The 17143-nt window shown below is 62.7% G+C and carries 21 protein-coding genes and 1 pseudogene; all 22 read right to left on the reverse strand.

Annotated features, from left to right (window positions below):
• Positions 1–23 precede the first annotated feature (23 nt).
• A pseudogene (locus MOE34_RS16610) lies at positions 24–374 on the reverse strand (type IV secretion system protein); the annotation flags it as partial.
• Between the two features lie 3 nt (positions 375–377).
• The gene (gene trbK-alt / locus MOE34_RS16615) at positions 378–665 is read right to left on the reverse strand and encodes a putative entry exclusion protein TrbK-alt (RefSeq protein ID WP_009450534.1); all 288 of its coding nucleotides are present in this window, start codon (positions 663–665) and stop codon (positions 378–380) included.
• A gap of 20 nt (positions 666–685) precedes the next feature.
• The gene (trbJ, locus tag MOE34_RS16620; RefSeq protein WP_009450535.1) at positions 686–1468 is read right to left on the reverse strand and encodes a P-type conjugative transfer protein TrbJ; all 783 of its coding nucleotides are present in this window, start codon (positions 1466–1468) and stop codon (positions 686–688) included.
• A complete protein-coding gene (trbE, locus tag MOE34_RS16625; protein WP_009450536.1) occupies positions 1465–3972 on the reverse strand; it encodes a conjugal transfer protein TrbE in 2508 nt (835 codons plus the stop codon). The genes trbJ and trbE overlap by 4 nt, the downstream gene beginning before the upstream one ends.
• A 10-nt stretch (positions 3973–3982) precedes the next feature.
• The gene (locus MOE34_RS16630) at positions 3983–4264 is read right to left on the reverse strand and encodes a VirB3 family type IV secretion system protein (protein ID WP_009450537.1); all 282 of its coding nucleotides are present in this window, start codon (positions 4262–4264) and stop codon (positions 3983–3985) included.
• Positions 4264–4596 (reverse strand): TrbC/VirB2 family protein, encoded by a 333-nt coding sequence (locus MOE34_RS16635; protein ID WP_009450539.1) that lies wholly within the window; start codon positions 4594–4596, stop codon positions 4264–4266. The genes MOE34_RS16630 and MOE34_RS16635 overlap by 1 nt, the downstream gene beginning before the upstream one ends.
• On the reverse strand, positions 4593–5585 hold the full coding sequence (gene trbB / locus MOE34_RS16640) for a P-type conjugative transfer ATPase TrbB (RefSeq protein WP_009450540.1): 993 nt from the start codon (positions 5583–5585) through the stop codon (positions 4593–4595). Before trbB ends, MOE34_RS16635 begins: the two co-directional genes overlap by 4 nt.
• Positions 5586–5731: 146 nt before the next feature.
• Complete coding sequence (locus MOE34_RS16645; RefSeq protein WP_009450541.1) at positions 5732–6193, reverse strand: CopG family transcriptional regulator; 462 nt, start codon at positions 6191–6193, stop codon at positions 5732–5734.
• Between the two features lie 14 nt (positions 6194–6207).
• Positions 6208–8196, reverse strand: coding sequence for a conjugal transfer protein TraG (locus MOE34_RS16650; RefSeq protein WP_009450542.1), 1989 nt, complete (start codon positions 8194–8196; stop codon positions 6208–6210).
• A gap of 175 nt (positions 8197–8371) precedes the next feature.
• Positions 8372–10447, reverse strand: a complete 2076-nt coding sequence (locus MOE34_RS25505) for a relaxase/mobilization nuclease domain-containing protein (RefSeq protein WP_338086163.1) — start codon at positions 10445–10447, stop codon at positions 8372–8374.
• 310 nt (positions 10448–10757) lie between these two features.
• Positions 10758–11468 (reverse strand): lytic transglycosylase domain-containing protein, encoded by a 711-nt coding sequence (locus tag MOE34_RS16660; protein WP_009450544.1) that lies wholly within the window; start codon positions 11466–11468, stop codon positions 10758–10760.
• 4 nt (positions 11469–11472) lie between these two features.
• A complete protein-coding gene (locus MOE34_RS16665) occupies positions 11473–11808 on the reverse strand; it encodes a DUF736 domain-containing protein (protein WP_009450545.1) in 336 nt (111 codons plus the stop codon).
• 35 nt (positions 11809–11843) lie between these two features.
• On the reverse strand, positions 11844–12389 hold the full coding sequence (locus tag MOE34_RS16670; RefSeq protein WP_009450546.1) for a S26 family signal peptidase: 546 nt from the start codon (positions 12387–12389) through the stop codon (positions 11844–11846).
• Positions 12386–12904 (reverse strand): DUF2840 domain-containing protein, encoded by a 519-nt coding sequence (locus tag MOE34_RS16675; protein WP_009450547.1) that lies wholly within the window; start codon positions 12902–12904, stop codon positions 12386–12388. Before MOE34_RS16675 ends, MOE34_RS16670 begins: the two co-directional genes overlap by 4 nt.
• A complete protein-coding gene (locus MOE34_RS16680; RefSeq protein WP_009450548.1) occupies positions 12901–13155 on the reverse strand; it encodes a hypothetical protein in 255 nt (84 codons plus the stop codon). The genes MOE34_RS16675 and MOE34_RS16680 overlap by 4 nt, the downstream gene beginning before the upstream one ends.
• Positions 13152–13805 carry a ParA family partition ATPase gene (gene parA, locus MOE34_RS16685; RefSeq protein ID WP_009450549.1) on the reverse strand — a complete coding sequence of 218 codons (654 nt, stop codon included), beginning with the start codon at positions 13803–13805 and terminating at the stop codon, positions 13152–13154. Before parA ends, MOE34_RS16680 begins: the two co-directional genes overlap by 4 nt.
• Positions 13802–14947: a replication initiator protein A gene (locus MOE34_RS16690; RefSeq protein WP_009450550.1), complete on the reverse strand. Its 1146-nt coding sequence runs from the start codon at positions 14945–14947 to the stop codon at positions 13802–13804. Before MOE34_RS16690 ends, parA begins: the two co-directional genes overlap by 4 nt.
• Positions 14948–14966: 19 nt before the next feature.
• Complete coding sequence (locus tag MOE34_RS16695; protein WP_010336149.1) at positions 14967–15248, reverse strand: helix-turn-helix transcriptional regulator; 282 nt, start codon at positions 15246–15248, stop codon at positions 14967–14969.
• 136 nt (positions 15249–15384) lie between these two features.
• Positions 15385–15882, reverse strand: coding sequence for a DUF2285 domain-containing protein (locus tag MOE34_RS16700; RefSeq protein WP_051017999.1), 498 nt, complete (start codon positions 15880–15882; stop codon positions 15385–15387).
• Positions 15818–16150, reverse strand: coding sequence for a transcriptional regulator domain-containing protein (locus MOE34_RS16705; RefSeq protein WP_240532777.1), 333 nt, complete (start codon positions 16148–16150; stop codon positions 15818–15820). Before MOE34_RS16705 ends, MOE34_RS16700 begins: the two co-directional genes overlap by 65 nt.
• Positions 16151–16278: 128 nt before the next feature.
• Complete coding sequence (locus MOE34_RS16710; RefSeq protein ID WP_242218628.1) at positions 16279–16554, reverse strand: DNA -binding domain-containing protein; 276 nt, start codon at positions 16552–16554, stop codon at positions 16279–16281.
• A gap of 60 nt (positions 16555–16614) precedes the next feature.
• Positions 16615–16881, reverse strand: a complete 267-nt coding sequence (locus tag MOE34_RS16715; protein WP_131389705.1) for a helix-turn-helix domain-containing protein — start codon at positions 16879–16881, stop codon at positions 16615–16617.
• Positions 16882–17143 lie beyond the last annotated feature (262 nt).

The raw sequence follows: 17143 nt of genomic DNA on the forward strand, positions 1-17143 counted from the left end.
CGACTTTTGCACCGCCGCTCTCAATCGAGGCCGGTCTGCGCCACCTTGCCGGGCCGCAGCAGATCGGCGGCGGAAAAGCTGGTGCCCGAACCTTTCAGGCCAAGACCGGCGAAGCTGTCGAAGATGATCTGGGCGAGATTGTTCCAGTTGCCGATCAGGTATGCGAAGACCCCGACGAAGAGCGTCTTCTTGACCAGCCGGGCGATGACGTCGTCATCCGCACCCCAGGACCAGAACAGTGCCGCAAGCGTCACGTCTATGACGATCAGGGTGGTGGCGATGAAGGCGACCTCGCCGCCAAGCAGGCCGAAGCCGCTGTCGATGTAACTGGTGAAAACACCCAGAAAGTTGTCGATGACGCCGGTGCCGCCCATGGTTCACTGTCCCCCGTTCTGATGCGGAGCGGCGGGCACCGGCGTCCGGCCGAGGAACCGGTCGCGGTTCTCGGCCCAAGTGGCGAGGCAGCCGGGATCGTTCACGGCGGCCTCGCCTAACTGCTGGCAGTGGCGCAGGCTCTGGCGCGGCGGATCGGCAGGCGCCTGAAGCGCCGGGGCCGGTCGGGGCTGCGCTGGTTCGTACTCGCGTGTCATTTCGATCACCGTTGCGGTGATGGCGATGGCCACGAATATGATCGCGCCCAGCCGGGCCAGCATCTTGCCGTCCATGTCGCGCCCCTCCTGTCCGGTCAGTTGTTGCCGTTGCCGAACATCCGGGCATTGCCGGGCTGATAGCCCGATCCAGGCGTCAGAAAGCGCTCGCGCTGGATGCGGCCCTGTTCGGCAGCAGTGGCGCGCTCGGCTTCGATCAGGGCTTCGGAGCGACCATTGGCGGACATCAGCGCGATCAGGTCGGAAAGCTGCTGCGACTGGAGCGCGAGAAGCTGATTGCCCGCCTGTGTCGCCTGCAACGCGCCGGTCGCGTTCTGGCTCTGCCCGACAAGGGCGGACATTTCAGCGCGGTTGGTGTCGATATTTCCGACGACACCAGCCTGCACGCGCATGGCGTCCTGCAAACCGCCGACCGTATTCTGCCAGCGGGACCGCGCATCGGCGACGAGTTGGGCGTCGGTCGCGGACAGCGAAACCTTGCCGTATTTCTGTTGGAACATTTGATCGACATTCTGCACGTCGAAGGCAATGTTCTGCGCCTGGGCCAGAAGCTGCTGCGTGCGCTGGACATTCTGCTGCAAAGTCTGGAGCGAGGAATATGGCAGACTGGCGAGATTCTTCGCCTGATTGATGAGCATCTGCGCTTCATTCTGAAGCGAGGTGATCTGGTGGTTGATCTGCTCCAGTGTGCGTGCGGCGGTCAGAAGGTTCTGCGCATAGTTGGTCGGATCATAGACGATGCGGCCGAAGCCAAAAGCGTGAGCGGGGCTTGCCAGCATGGGCGACAGTGCAACAGGCATGGCGAGCGTCAGCGCCAGCACGGATGCACTGACATATCGGGAAACGGGGATACGGATCATGGCAGGGTCTCCTTTTCTTGGCTGTCATCTGGATGGATTTGATCTGGCGCGACCGACCGAGCGGGCTCTGTCCGTTCGACAAGATTGGTGAGGTTCGGGATCAGATCGACGGCCCATTCGACGCCGCGATCGCGCAGCCAGGCCGCGAGAAAACCGTCCTGCCCATGCTCGGCGATGAGTTCGGCGATACGGGTCTGATCGGATTTGGATGATGCGGCGCAGAGCGCGAGACCGACTTCGGAAAGGCCAAGCTCGAACAGGCGATTGCCGCGCCGCGATTGGCAGTAGTAGTCCCGCTTGGGCGTGGCCCGCGCGAGGATCTCGATTTGCCGGTCATTGAGGCCGAAGCGGCGGTAGATTGCCGTGATCTGCGGCTCGATGGCGCGTTCATTCGGGAGAAGCAGCCGCGTCGGGCAGCTTTCGATGATGGCGGGCGCGATATTGCTGCCGTCAATGTCCGAGAGCGACTGCGTGGCGAAGATGACGGACGCGTTCTTCTTCCTGAGTGTCTTCAGCCATTCGCGGAGCTGATTGGCGAACCCCTCATCATCGAGCGCCAGCCAGCCTTCGTCGATGATGAGCAGGGTTGGCCGACCATCGAGCCGGTCGCCGATCCGATGAAACAGATAGGACAGGACGGCAGGCGCAGCCCCAGTGCCGACCAGCCCCTCGATCTCGAAGGCCTGTACATCGGCTGATCCGAGATGTTCGGCCTCGGCGTCGAGCAACCGGCCATAGGCGCCGCCAATGCAGTATGGGCGCAACGCCTGTTTCAGATCGTTGGATTGCAGCAGCACGGCAAGGCCGGTGATGGTCCGTTCCCCCGCCGGGGCGGATGCCAGCGATGTCAGTGCCGTCCAGATGTGCTCCTTCACCTCCGGCGTGATGGTCATGCCTTCACGCATCAGGATCGCGGCGATCCAGTCAGCGGCCCATGACCGCTCATAGGCATCATCGATCTGCGCCAGCGGTTGCAGGGAAACGGAAACCTCCGATCCCTCGGTCAACCCACCGCCAAGATCATGCCAGTCGCCCCCCATGGCGAGCGCGGATGCCCGGATCGATCCCCCGAAATCGAAAGCGAAAATCTGGCTGCGATCATAGCGGCGAAATTGCAACGCCATCAGCGCCAGCAGCACGGACTTGCCCGCGCCGGTCGGGCCGACGACGAGGGTATGGCCCACGTCGCCGACATGAAGGGAAAGCCGGAACGGAGTCGAACCTTCGGTCTTGCCGTACAGCAAGGGGGGCGCTCCGAGATGTTCGTTCCGTTCCGGCCCCGCCCACACGGCCGATAGAGGGATCATGTGGGCGAGGTTGAGCGTCGAGATCGGCGGCTGCCGGACATTGGCGTAGGCATGTCCCGGGATCGAGCCTAGCCAGGCATCGACGGCATTGACAGTTTCCGGCATGGCCGTGAAGTCACGGCCCTGAATGATCTTCTCGACCAGACGCAGCTTCTCGTCGGCGATACGGGGGTCGGCGTCCCAGACGGTGACGGTTGCTGTGACATAGGCCATGCCGGCGACGTCAGCGCCCAGTTCCTGCAAGGCCATGTCGGCATCGAGCGCCTTGTTGGACGCATCGGTGTCCACCAGCGCCGATTGCTCGTTGGTCATCACCTCCTTGAGGATCGCGGCGATTGATTTTCTCTTGGCGAACCATTGACGGCGGATTTTGGTGAGGAGTTTCGTCGCGTCCGTCTTGTCCATCAGGATGGCGCGGGTGGACCAGCGATACGGGAACGCGAGCCGGTTCATCTCGTCGAGCAGGCCGGGCGTGATCGCTGTCGGAAAGCCGATAATGGTCAGGACGCGCAGATGCTTGTCACCAAGGCGCGGTTCCAGACCGCCAGTCAGCGGCTGATCGGCCAGCAGCGCATCGAGGTGCATGGGCACTTCGGGCACGCGGACACGATGGCGGTTCGTGGAAATCGTGGAATGGAGATAGGTCAGCGTGCCCGCGTCATCGATCCAGTGGCATTCGGGCATGAAGCCGTCGAGTAGCGCCAGCACGCGGTCGGTGCGGTCGATGAAGCCGCGCATCAGCTCCCATGGATTGACGCCGGATTGCTCACGGCCCTCGTAGAGCCAGGTCTCGGCGCGAGCTGCATCTTCGGCGGGTGGCAGCCAGAGGAAGGTCAGGAAGTAACCTGACACGAAATGCGTGCCCGCTTCCTCAAAGGCAGCCTTGCGCTCGGCATCGACCAGAGCGGAAGCCGGATCAGGAAATTGGCTGCCGGGATAGATCGCGGCTTCGCTTCGTTGAGCCTCAACAAAGATCGACCAGCCGGAGCCGAGGCGGCGCACGGCGTTGTTGATGCGCCCGGCGACCGCGACCAGCTCGGCGGCGATAGCGGAATCCAGATCCGGCCCGCGAAACTTCGCTGTCCTCTGGAAACTGCCGTCCTTGTTCAGCACGACGCCCGAGCCAACGAGCGCGGCCCAGGGCAGGAAATCCGCGAGGCGGGTGGCGGTACGGCGATATTCGGTGAGGTTCATCATGGGCGCGCCTTCACACCGACAGATGACCGGGGATGCGCAGATGCCTGCGGCCCACCTCGACAAAAAGCGGATCGCGTTTGGCAGCCCATACCGCGAGGAAATGTCCCACCGCCCAGATGGCGATGCCAACCAGCCAGAGACGAAGGCCGAGGCCGACGGCGCCGGCCAGCGTGCCGTTGACGATGGCAATCGAACGCGGTGCGCCGCCGAGCAGGATATGCTCGGTCAGCGCCCGGTGAACCGGGATAGAGAAGCCCGGCACCGCATCGAGCTGTTCAAACCCGCCCGCCATCAGATGAGCGCCCCGCCGCCGAACGAGAAGAACGACAGGAAGAAGCTCGACGCAGCGAAGGCGATGGACAGGCCGAAGACGATCTGGATCAGGCGGCGGAAGCCGCCGGAGGTATCGCCAAAGGCCAGCGCCAGGCCGGTGGCGATGATGACGATGACGGCGATGATCTTGGCGACAGGACCTTCTATCGACTGGAGGATCGACTGAAGCGGGGCCTCCCAGGGCATGGAGGAGCCGGAGGCGTGTGCGGCAGGCGCCAGCATCAGACTGATGGAAACAGTGGCAGCGGCGGTTGCCATGATGCGGCAGCCGCGTGAAATCGTGCGGATCATGAAGGGTTTCCTTTCGGGGTGGTTGCCAAAGTAATGAGATGCGTGATGGCGTAGTCGCCGTCCGGTCCCAGCCCATCGACGCGGGCGAGTTCGACCAGGCGGCGGGACGATCCACGTCCGGCAAGAACGGCGACAAGGTCGATAGTCTCGGCGATCAGGGCGCGCGGGACAGTGATGACGGCTTCCTGGATGAGCTGCTCGAGGCGTCGCAGCGCGCCAATGCCGGAACCGGCATGGATGGTGCCGATCCCGCCCGGATGGCCGGTGCCCCAGGCTTTAAGGAGGTCGAGAGCTTCGGACCCGCGAACCTCGCCGACCGGGATGCGATCCGGGCGCAGGCGTAGCGACGAGCGCACCAGATCGGAGAGCGTCGCCACGCCATCTTTGGTGCGCATCGCGACCAGATTGGGCGCGGCGCATTGCAGTTCGCGCGTGTCTTCAATGATCACGACGCGATCCGAAGTCTTGGCGACTTCTGCCAGCAGCGCGTTGATCAGCGTGGTCTTGCCAGTGGAGGTGCCGCCCGCGACGAGGATATTGGCCCGCGTGGCGACGTTCAGGCGCAACACCTCGGCCTGATGGCTGGTCATGATCCCAGCGTTTACATAGTCGTCGAGCGTGAACACCGCGACGGCGGGCTTGCGGATGGCAAAGGTTGGCGCCGTGACGACAGGCGGCAGCAACCCTTCGAAGCGCTCTCCGGTCTCAGGCAGTTCGGCCGATACACGCGGACTTCGGGAATGAACTTCGACGCCAACATGATGGGCGACCAGCCTGACGATCCGCTCGCCATCAGCCGCAGACAGCCTGTCTCCCGTATCGGCCAGACCTTCGGAGAGCCGATCCACCCAGATGCGGCCATCGGGATTCAGCATCACCTCGACCACACCGGGATCTTCCAGAAACCGGGCAATCGATGCCCCGAGCGCGGTGCGCAGCATCCGCGCACCACGCGCAATCGTCTCGGGTTTCTGATGTGATGCGGTCATGGCGGCCCCGTTCATGGCGGGACGCGCAAAAGACGGACCCCGGATTGGGGTCGATTAAAAGAACCTGATTTAGGGCCGTTTCAACAGATGTTTGTGCGCGTGCGGGCATCGGCGGCGCAGGGCGGCAAATAGGATGGATCGAAAGTTCAGAGCTGGTTTCCATCCGCTTCGGACTGGCCTTGTGACGAAAGATCGTGAAGCGAATCCATATCCCGCGACAACTCTTTCAGGAATCTGTCGCCGGAAGCCAGGCGCTTGCCCAGCGTCTGCATGAAGCCTTCGAAGCGCTCGTTGCCCTTGATGCGCGCCGACTGTTTCGCGCTATCTGACAGCGGCGGCGTCATGGTGAGCCAGAATTGTACGAACAGCGAAAGCGTCTCGCCGAGGATGGCCACATCTTCGTCCAGCATATCGAACTGGCGGCCAAGCTTATCCAGGCGTCGCGACATTGCGGCTTCCAGCCGTTCGGTCGTGTCACCAGACAGGAAGGATGCTACCGCAGCCTCGATCACTGCGGATTTTGAAACATTGCGGCGCAGCGCCAAGCCTTCGACCTGCTTCAGTAGATCCGGGGAGAAGTAGACATTCATGCGGGTGCGGCTCGTCATGCCTGCCTTCCTTCTCAAAGGTCGATGCCGTCATTGGGGTCGAGAGATGCCTGCCGCGCGACCATGCGCATCCGCTGACGCATAGCGCGGGCCTTGGCGGCATCGACGTCGGGCTCATCATCGAGAAAGTCGAATTCTTGCGATGGCGGCGGTGGTGCCGGGATGATTTCCTCATGCTCGGGAAGCTCCGGCTCACGACGGATACCGGCATCGGCAGGATCGCCGTCGGACGTGTTCGACGCGGGTCCGTGGCCAACCGTGGGCGTAACAACACGGCTCGTCCAGTCGTCTGGTGCCGATGTTTCCATCTTCACCGACTGCTTGCGTAGATCGGGCGGCGGCAGCACCCGTTCCTGAAGCCGCGCATCGGCATAGTAGCGCGCCTTGGCGGCGCGGATGGGCGGCACACCCGCTACCATGACGATCTCGTCGGTTGGCGGAAGCTGCATGATTTCGCCGGGCGTCAGGAGTGGCCGCGCCGTTTCCTGCCGCGACACCATGAGGTGCCCCAGCCATGGCGCGAGGCGATGACCGGCATAGTTGGTGGAATCGCGCATTTCCGTGGCCGTGCCGAGCGCATCACTGATCCGCTTGGCGGTGCGTTCATCATTGGCAGCAAAGGCGACACGCACATGGCAGTTGTCGAGAATGGCGTTGTTCTGCCCATAGGCGCGCTCGATCTGGTTGAGCGACTGCGCGATCAGGAACGCTTTGAGGCCATAACCGGCCATGAAGGCGAGTGCCGATTCAAAGAAGTCCAACCGCCCGAGCGCGGGGAACTCGTCCAGCATCAACAGCAGGCGATGGCGCTTGCCGGAGGTTTCCAACTCCTCGGTCAGCCGCCGCCCGACCTGATTGAGGATGAGGCGGATCAGCGGTTTTGTGCGATTGATGTCCGATGGCGGTACGACGAGGTAGAGGCTGACGGGTTCTTTTGCTTCGACCAGATCAGCAATGCGCCAGTCGCAGCGGGCCGTCACGCAGGTCACGACCGGATCTCGGTAGAGGCCGAGAAAAGACATCGCTGTGGACAGAACACCGGAGCGTTCGTTCTCGGATTTGTTCAACAGCTCGCGTGCCGACGAAGCGATGACGGGATGCACACCGGCTTCGCCCAGATGCGGTGTGTCCATCATGGCGCGCAAGGTTGCCTCGACCGGACGGCGGGGATCGGACAGAAAACTCGCGACGCCGGCCAGCGTCTTGTCCTTCTCGGCATAGAGTACATGCAGGATGGCGCCGACCAGTAGCGAATGGCTGGTCTTTTCCCAGTGGTTGCGCTTGTCGAGACTGCCCTCGGGATCGACCAGAATATCCGCGATGTTCTGGACATCGCGGACTTCCCACTCCCCCTGACGGACTTCCAGCAGCGGGTTGTAAGCTGCGGAATGCACATTGGTCGGATCGAACAGCAGGACGCGGCCGTGATGGGACCGGAAGCCGGCCGTCAGATTCCAGTTCTCACCCTTGATGTCGTGCACGATGCAACTTCCCGGCCAGGTCAGCAGCGTCGGCACAACGAGACCGACGCCTTTGCCTGATCGGGTGGGCGCGAAACAAAGGACATGCTCGGGGCCGTCGTGCCGGAGATAGTCCTTGCTGTGCCTGCCAAGGACCACGCCATCGGGACCGAGCAGTCCGGCAACATGGATTTCCTTGTTCTCGGCCCATCGCGCCGAACCGTAGGTGGCGACGTTGCGCGCCTCGCGCGCCCGGATGATCGACATGAAAAAAGCGGCGGCGATAGCGAACAACGCCCCGGACGTGGCGATTAACGCGCCCTCGGTGAAAATGTCGGGCGCATAGGCGTCATAGGAAAACCACCACCAGAAAAAGGCCGGAGGATAATAGACCGGCCATCCCGCAACATCGAACCATGGATTGCCGAGCTGGGGCTGAAAGCCAAGGCGGAAGGCCACCCATTGTGTCGAAGTCCAGACCATCACCAGGACAATGGTGAATACGACAATGATCTGGCCCCAGAGTATTCGGCCACCACGCATACAGGCTCCAATCGGCAAGAGAGTCGGAGCCGATCAAAGAATAGACGTTTTCGAAAGCGGCAACAGGAAAAGCAGGGGTGCCGTGTTGCCGGATACTATCGGCGGCACATCGGACAGGCCCTTTCAGATGCCGATGTCGACAGAACAATTTGCGAGGTGCCAGATCGGCAAAGGCTCAAATCCCGAGCCCTCGTGTTCGCCCCATTTGCCACGATACCGATCCACCCTGCACGATGCCCGCAACCTCGCGGCCGAGCTGGCGGTCGATCACTGGCCGCCATGGGACAAGAGTGAACTCGTGGCTCTTTTCGACAATGGCGAACTTGCCGCTCGATAGATGTGCGGTCCCGGTGAACTTGCCGCTGATATTTTCGCCATCTGCAGCCGCCCGGAACGGCAAGCCTTTGCTGCTGGCCATTTCCGCACCGACGCGGGCCACTTCCCTTTCTCGCAGATTGGCGAGCAGGTTGCGCCGATAGAGGATGCGTCCATTCTGCTGCCGCGTGGCATCGCCCTGTGCGATATGGTGTTCACGCCGCTGGTCCATAGCCTCGCGCACCTGCTGGCCGAACCCTGCCGGGGTAAGGTCCGAGGCGTCCGGTGTGACCAATCGTCGGTCCAGCCAGGTCGCGCCATCGGCGCCGATCTGTTTTTCCAGATCGAAGGTCGAGACGACACGGATGCTGGCCTGCCGGTTGCGACCGGCATCATAGGCGGTGGCGCGGCTCTCGAAGTCTTCGGGGATGCGCCACTGGTCGGCGTCGATCCGCTCGGCAATCCCGGCCCGGCGTAGCGACTCCAATCGCCGGACATGGGCATCGACATAGCCCTCATAATCGCCACCCGGCACACGTCCCTCGAACTTCGCCTGTTCGAGGTGGCGGCTCGGTCGGTAGATACCATTCTCCGAGATCGCAGAGATGGTGCGATCAGAGGGACGTTGCGCCGTGTCGGCGGGGCCGACTTCCACGATGCTGCCGATTCGGGCATCTTCGACGCGGGCCGGATCAATGCCGGGAAGATGGTGTGTTCGCCCGTCGATACCGTCCACCACGAGCGTCAGGTTTTCGCCCATCTCGTCGGTGAGATATTTGTCCACGACGCGGCCGATGATGGGCGCCGCGGGTGCGGCATCGTGAAGCTGGAAGGTCATCGGATCACGTTCCTGCCCATCGGCCTTCAGCGCCTTGTGCATGTTGCGGATGATGTCACCGCGCTCACCGAGTTCACGCAGCGCCGGTTCCATCTTCGCGCCAAGCTCCCAGACGCCGGGTGCATGTTCCATAGCCAGCCCCATCTTTTCCAGCTTGGCGAGACGGCGCAGGCGAAGTGTGCGGTTGAACTGGCGGCGTGCATCTGCTGGTTCGTGGCGCAGATCGAGGAACCTTTCGTCGGCTTCCTCGGTCATGGCGCGGTCGATGCGCGTGAAGCGGTCCTGATCGATTTCGGCAGACAGCTTGCGGCTCTGCTCGATCTCGGTCACGGGGCCGAGTTCCAGCGTGGTCAGTTCGCTCGCCCGCTCACGAATACCATTGGCGAGATAGTCGCCATTGATAACCAGGTTCTCGCCCAGATCGTCCTTCCCCCGAACAATGACGTGGACATGGGGATGGCCGGTATTGTGGTGATTGACAGCCACCCAATCGAGTTTCGTGCCAAGGTCGGCCTCGATGCGGTTCATCAGATCGCGGGTGTGGTCGGTGAGATCGGAAAGATCGGCGGCATCCTCGGGCGAGACGATGAAGCGGAACTGGTGGCGATCATCCTTGCTGCGATCAAGGAAGGCATCTCCATCAGCGCGGTCCTCGGTCGCCGAATAGAGCTGGCCACGTTCGCCATCGCGCGAGGTGCCGTCGCGCTGGATGTAGCGCAGATGGGCAGCCCCTTTGCCATTCTTCCCCGCGCTCTGGGCATAACGGGTCTTGACAACGACGCGGCGCACGCCGGCCGTACTGTGCCGCCAGCCGCCCGACAGCATTCGGACGCGGACAAAGGCCGCACCACGACCACGCTTGACGCCCGGACCTTTGCCGGCCGGCGATGCCTTCCCACTCTTTCCGGCCGAACCAGATGAAGGCGACGAGTAGGTCCGTGATGCGAATGATGATGATCTGCCGGGGCGGTTGCTATGCTGACGCGCCAGCTTCTTTGCCTGCGTCAGAAAGCTCTTCGCCTTGCCCGCCTTCGGCACGTCCGACCTGATGCGGCCAGGCTTTGGGAGAAAGCGGCTCTCGTCGTCGCCACTCATCATCGTATCCGAAGCCGTGACGGCGGAAAATCGGCCGATATTCGGTTAGAGTGCCGGTCAAAACCCCGCAACGCCAAGGCTTTGCGCCATATCGCGGCACGCGAGGCCCAAAAGCAGGGTGCCGTGCGCCGCGTCCCAAAACAGTGTGCAGGCAAGGGCTTGCCCAGAAACCGCCCCGACAGGGTGCCGGTTTCCTTTATCTTGCCCTCCGCCTTTCTTCCCCTTTTTGCCCTTCCTGCCGGGAATGCAGCCAGGCGACCCCTTGCCTGACTGCACACCGGAAGCGGACCGAAAGTGCGTGGAGACACCATGCTCATGGCTCGTCTCCATTGCCCGCACGGGCCACGAATATGCCGCCGTCCTGCGGCTCCTGATCGACGGAAACGCGCATAGGAACGGTTGCGCGGACGTCGTTCGACGGTTGATTGGCCGTCGCCGAATGGCCGCTGGATTGCACAACGAAGAGCGGAGCTTCGCGCCAATCCGGCGGTGGCGGCGGCACGATCGTCGGCACATCAGGCGCAGTCGCCCTGCCAAGAACAGGTGCGAGCGTGGCGACATAGGCGCGCGTTTCAGCGGGCAAAGTGCGGCCCGTCGCCAGATGCTCGTCATAGCGACCGGGACCAGCATTGTAGGCGGCAAGCATGGCCGCAACATTGCCATAGCGGTCCCACATCTCGCGCAGATACGCCGTGCCTGCGAAGATGTTATCGCGCGGATCGTAAGGGTCGCGCCCGAGACCATGGCGGCGGCGCAGGCCCGCCCAGGTATCGGGCATGACCTGCATCAGTCCCATCGCGCCCGCCGATGAAATTGCGCGCACATCGCCCGCGCTTTCCACGCGCAGCACGGCTCGAATCCAGTGCTCTGGAATGCCGAAACGCTGTGACGCCTCGGCAATGAACGCAGCATGGGGATGCGCGGTGACAGGCGCAGGTTGCAGCGTGACCTGCGCCATGGCCGGCATCGAGCCGCTGCCAGCCGACAGCAGGGCCGTGAAGAGAAGAAAGGTGCGGGATCGCATGATCTCAGTCGCGATCTTCGCGGGGCCGCGGGCGGCTCCAGTGCAGCGACCATGACGAGCCTGCATCGTCGTCGCGGAACAGGTTGGCGCGGATCGGGTGCGGTAAGGCCGGATCGTCGAGCAGCACCGAGAGATATTCGCCAGCCTTTTCGCCGGTGCGTTTCCATGCAGCACCGACCTCGGGACCGTCATGCTCAATGTAATGGACGCGATAGTCCGGCGCATTCTCCGCATCGGAATGTTCAGCGGGCACGATGACGAGATCGCGCTTCATGGTGAGCGTGACGAGCTGACCGGCGAAGCCGGATGCGTCACGCGCAAATTGACCGATCTGTGGCATGGTATGTCTCCTGTGTTGGTGGGTTTGGCGTGGGTTCAATGCGTGACCGCCCGCCATTCGTAGCGGCCATCGCCTTCCTCATCGGTCCAGAGCGGAAGCGCCCGGCCGATGACGGAACTGGCGGGAACAGGTCCGAAGTAACGGCCGTCGAGGCTGTCCCGGATTTCCCAATTCATGAGGAAGAGTTCGCCGTCGCGGATGATGCGGCAGCCCTGCCAGACCGGCAGATCGCGTCCCATCCGGTCGCGCTCCAGTGCATCGCCCATCTCGACGTTATCGACGGTGATCGTCGCACCGCTGCGGCAGACGCGCTGTCCCGGCAAGCCGAGGACGCGTTTCAGCAGCGGCACGCCCCGCCCGATATAGCCGCGCTCGACCATGAACCGCTCCAGCGGTTCGGGCGGCGCGATGACGACGAGTTCAGGAACTTCGACCACATCGGCAGGAACAACTGTGTAGAAGCCGATGGGCGCGCTGGCGGTCGCATTCCAGATCAGCCTGGTTGGCGGATCGGCAACGGCCGTGGCGACAAGCGTACCGACGGCCAACATGGACACGGCGAGGATATGACGGCGGCTCATGGTGCGATCCTCCGGCGGCTGACCCATGCGGCATGGCGTTCCGGCGTGTAGGGGTTGGGGTCCTGACCGGCGATCATGCGGTTGTGGACGTGCCGCCAATGGTCCGGCGCAGCATCCGCAGGATCGACGCCAAGCGCGTCCACGGCGTCGATGGCGGCCAGCGCTTGCTGCACCTTTGGCCAGCCATCAATACGCAGCAGGATCTCGCCGCCGGGGCGAACGAAGGGCACGGTCTGGAACGGCTCGCCACGCCCGACAGCGCGCAGTATGTCGAGCCGCGAGACGATGGTGCCGTAGTCGTTGGAGGCCCAGCGGACGAAGGCGAAGATGCTTTCGGGTGCGAAGCCGACGAGACTGCGGCGGCGGTCGATGATCTGCTCAAAGCTCTTGTGGCCGAAGCGTATCCAGTGCTCAACCTTCCGCTTCTGGAAGGCCAGTTCGACAAGTGTGGTGAAGGGCGCTGGACCGTCCGCCAGCGGATGTTCATGCGCACCACGCCCGGTTTTGCCGGTCATGGCCGGTCTCCTTCGGTGGGTGGAAACTCGCGGCCCAGCAGCTCGCGCAGCATCACGGCGACGGTGACGCCGCGCCGGAAAGCGGCCACCTTGATGCGCCCGCGCAGTTCGGGTGTGATGTCGATGGTCAGGCGGGCGGTAAACGCCTCGGCAGCCATCTTTCCGGTTGCCGGCGCATCGGCGGCCCTGACCCAGCTATCGGGATTACCCGGACGCGATGCGAAGCCGGATTTGGCGGGTGGACGTGTCATCGCACAATCCTCCCGATCCCGAGGCTATCGATCTCGGCCACCAGCGCTGTGACCTCATGTGCAGCCCGTTCGCCGCCATCGGTCTCTGAGACCAGTCGCCCAGTTTGTGCGGCTTCAGCAAAGGCGACGCGCTGGCCGATGGTCGTGGCCAGCAACGGCGGATCTTGGTCCGCCAGTGTCTCAGCCGTTTCGCGGGCGATGACGGTGCGCGCAGCGCATCGGTTCAGCAGAAAACGGGCGGCCAGTTCAGGACGATAGATGCGTGCTTCGTTCAGAAGCGCCAGCATCTCGGCGGAGGCCCAGCCGTCGAAAGGAGATGGCTGCACCGGGACCAGCACCAGATCGGCTGCAAGCAGCGCTGAGCGCATCAGACCAGCGACACGGGGCGGACCATCGATGACGACATGGTCGGCGTCACGCGCCAGCTCCGGCGCTTCCCGGTGCAGCGTATCGCGGGCCAGGCCGATGACACTGAACAGCCTTGGCAGCCCTTCATGGCCACGCCGCTGCGACCAGTCGAGTGCGGAGCCTTGCGGATCGGCGTCGATCAGGATGACGCGTTTGCCTTCCGCAGCCCACGCACCGGCGAGATGCAGCGCCAACGTGGTTTTTCCGACACCGCCTTTCTGATTGAGGAGAGCGACGATCATCGCTGTCCTCCCGGCTTGCCGAGAGGAAGTTCAGGCGTGCTTGTTGACGCGGGCGATCCTTGCTTTGGGGGTGTCAGCTTGCCTTTATGGGCACCCGATCTGAGGGCCGCACCAGCCTTCGCGATGAGCTTTTCCACATCGCGCCGCCGCTCTTCAAAGTTAGATTCTGTGTTAGACTCTAAGTTAAGGGCGCGATTTTCGCTTTTGTTACCGAAGGATAGGAGGTGTTTGGGTTCCCGATAGCACGAGCCTCCGGTTCCTGATGGCACGATAGTCCGGGTTCCCGATAGCACGAGACTATCCACAGGTTTTCCACAGGCCGGGACAGGCTCGAAAGCGAGCAGCATCCGGCCGCCGGTTTCGACCTCGGCGAACAGGGTGTAGCCGGGCAGTGGCTGGCGGCGGATAATGTCGCGCAGCTCGAAGGCGAAGCGCTTGAACGGCGACAGACTGCCCGATTTCTGGTGCAGGTGACGGAAGTCGAACCGCCAACCGTTTTTCTGTCGCCCACCATGCTTGCGCACCAGGCGATAGAGCCAGCGATCCAACCCGCCGGTCAGATTGAAATAGGCCCGGTCGATGGTGAGGATCAGGGCGTCATCCAGAACCGCACTGTAGAACCAGTCGGGCACGATCATCTCGATGCCGTCCGGACGGCCATTGGCATCGGTCCGCTCGTGCCATTCGTTGATCCACGAAAAACGATGTCGCCGTCCATTCGCGCGCTGGCGGATCGAGGTTGCAACCGTGGTCGATTGCAGCCGGTCCAGCGCCGCCTTCAGGCGCTGATAGTCCCTCAGGGAGGTTCCGCGCCCTGTGAATGTCAGGATTTCATAAGGCGTTGCCGCCATCAGGCGCGACGTGCGCAGACCGGCGTCCCGCGCTTCCACGATCTGGCTGGCCGCCCAGATCAGTATATCGGCGTCCCAGATCGTCGCCATACCGTGATCGGGAACAGCTTCGACACGGATCGAGACGTTGCCCAAGGCAAAGTCAATCGGGCGGATACGGTGCGATTTGGAAAGGGAAAAGAAAGGATAGGCCATGAGATCCTGCGCGTCTCGTGGTGCGAATTCCCCGGGAAGCGCCCGAAACAGATCGAGTTGTCCGCGTTCCGAGGCGGATGGATGCTGCGCTGCCATCAGGGGGTGACAACCACGTTCAGCGCGTGATGCGCTTGGGCGAGGTGAACGCGGTCGGGGGCAAAGGTTTCGCCGGGAGAACCTGTCCACGCGGGTCCGACGTGGAAGTGACTGATCCGCGCGCAACCCAGGCTGCGAGATCCTCGACCGAATAGACAACGCGGCCGCCGAGCTTGTGATAGGCAGGTCCGGTTCCGTAGGTTCTGTGCTTTTCCAGCGTGCGCGCGGACAGGCTGAGGAAATCGGCAGCTTCCTTGGTGCGCAGGTAGCGTGGCGGCAAGGCGGCGAGATCAGGTCGCATGGGGTGGCCTCCGTGGTTGTGCAGGATGCCGCTGACGATCAACGGCATGACATGCGCACGGTGGCGAAGGCGCGGCGGCATGGGGGATGAGGAAGATCGAAGGGGTAAAATCCTCACCCTCGATCAGGCGTCAGCGTCAGGGTTTGCGACGATGACGCAGAAGGTCACGGTAGCCGCCGTCGATCAGAGTGGCGGCAGATCGGACAAGGGCGATAACAGAGGCGCGCAAAGCCGATGTCTTCCACGGTTCGGCCCGAACGCGCGCCTCTCCGTAGATGGCGATGGCAATCTCACGATAAGTCGCGTGGTTGGTGTTTCCGTCGGCGGCTTGCATCATCAGGCGGAACCGCCGGCGCTGATACGGCGTCATTCTGGGGTCGCGGCGCGCGGGTTTCCCGGCCAGCATGTGCCAGAGCCTGAGAATGGCTTCGAGCCGATCCGGCAGATTTTGGTCAATTGGCAGGATGATCGCCGGCTGCGAATTGGCATCGGTGTCGGCGAGGATCAGATATTGAATGCCGTCTCTGGCGTCAAAGACACCATATGTCCCCTCTGGTCCGCAGATGGCATCAGCAAGATCGACCGATAAGGCGGACGGAGAAGGCGGAAGAAAATCGGGCGCCGCCCCGAGCATCAGCACGTCCGGATTGGCAGCAGGCGACCAGATGACCGGTTGGTCGAGCGCGGAAAAGCAGGGGTCTGCCGGAAAATCGCAACCCCCAGCGATGTTGGACATCATCCGCAAAGGGAAGATGCCCGGTGCCTTGCGCTACAAGATCATCGAAACTGGCCTGATAGGAGGCGTTACGGCGCAGGCATTCCCAGGCGACGCCCTCAACGGGCAGCGCATCGTAGAATTCATACTGGTCCTGGTCTCGCCAGCGGGATGTATCCGGCTTCATTGCTCCGCTCCTGGTTGAAACTGCACAGGTGGAGCGTGAAAGAATTGCGGCACCTCTACCGAGATGGAAGCCGGAACGAAGACATGGGGTGATGCTCTGAGGGCATCACTGGTGCGACGGCGGCGAGGTCAGGTCCGATCTGTTGGATGACGCAGCAGCTGACGATAGCCGCTCCGTGTCATCCAGCGCGCCCGTGCCAGATGGCTGTCATGGACCTGCCGGGCGCGTTCAGGTTCCCGAACAGGGTCAATTCCGAACAGCACATTGACGGCTTCGGTCCATTCCGCCCCATCATCGGCGGCATCGAGCAGCCGCATATAGAGCTTGATATGTGCGCGATCATATTCGGTCAGCTCGCCGCTAACAGGTGCAATATCGTCGAAGGGGGGAAGCGGAGATGTCATGTCGCGAGTCGCCACAGAGCATAGGCCGCCGCAGCGGATCGATGATGCCGCCCGCGCCGGTCAGGCGCCATGGATCTGTCGGTGTCTCTTCTCGTCTTCCCCATGAACCAGCAATACTCCTTGTCCGCGATCCGTGGACAGGAGAACAATCCCTGCTGCTTCAAGCGCCCGGCGCACCTGATCCCGCGTTGTCTCATACACCTCGAGCCGGTTCTCGGACTCAAGGCGTTTCAGGGCAGTCAGCGATATTCGGGCCTTGTCAGCAAGCGTCTCCTGCGTCCAACCCAGCAACGCGCGTGCGGCCCGCGACTGTCGAGCGGTGATCATGCATGATCACCTCCCATCGCGACCGGCGCGCATTCCAGAACTACGGCTATTTTAGTCGCCTTCGCCCGATACGCCATACGAATTCGTCGAATCTGGCCAGGACGTTATCTGCACGGCTGAGCATGCAGTCCGTCTGATTCGCCTGCATGCCGCAATTGCAGCACTTGTGCTGGCCGTAGTGCCGACCAGCGCAAGATGATCCCCAAACGCTCCATGGGAAATAATCGTGATATGTTTGGAGATCATTTTCTTTGCATTCCAC

It is taken from the genome of Shinella zoogloeoides (assembly GCF_022682305.1).
In the GTDB taxonomy this organism is placed as follows: domain Bacteria; phylum Pseudomonadota; class Alphaproteobacteria; order Rhizobiales; family Rhizobiaceae; genus Shinella; species Shinella zoogloeoides_B.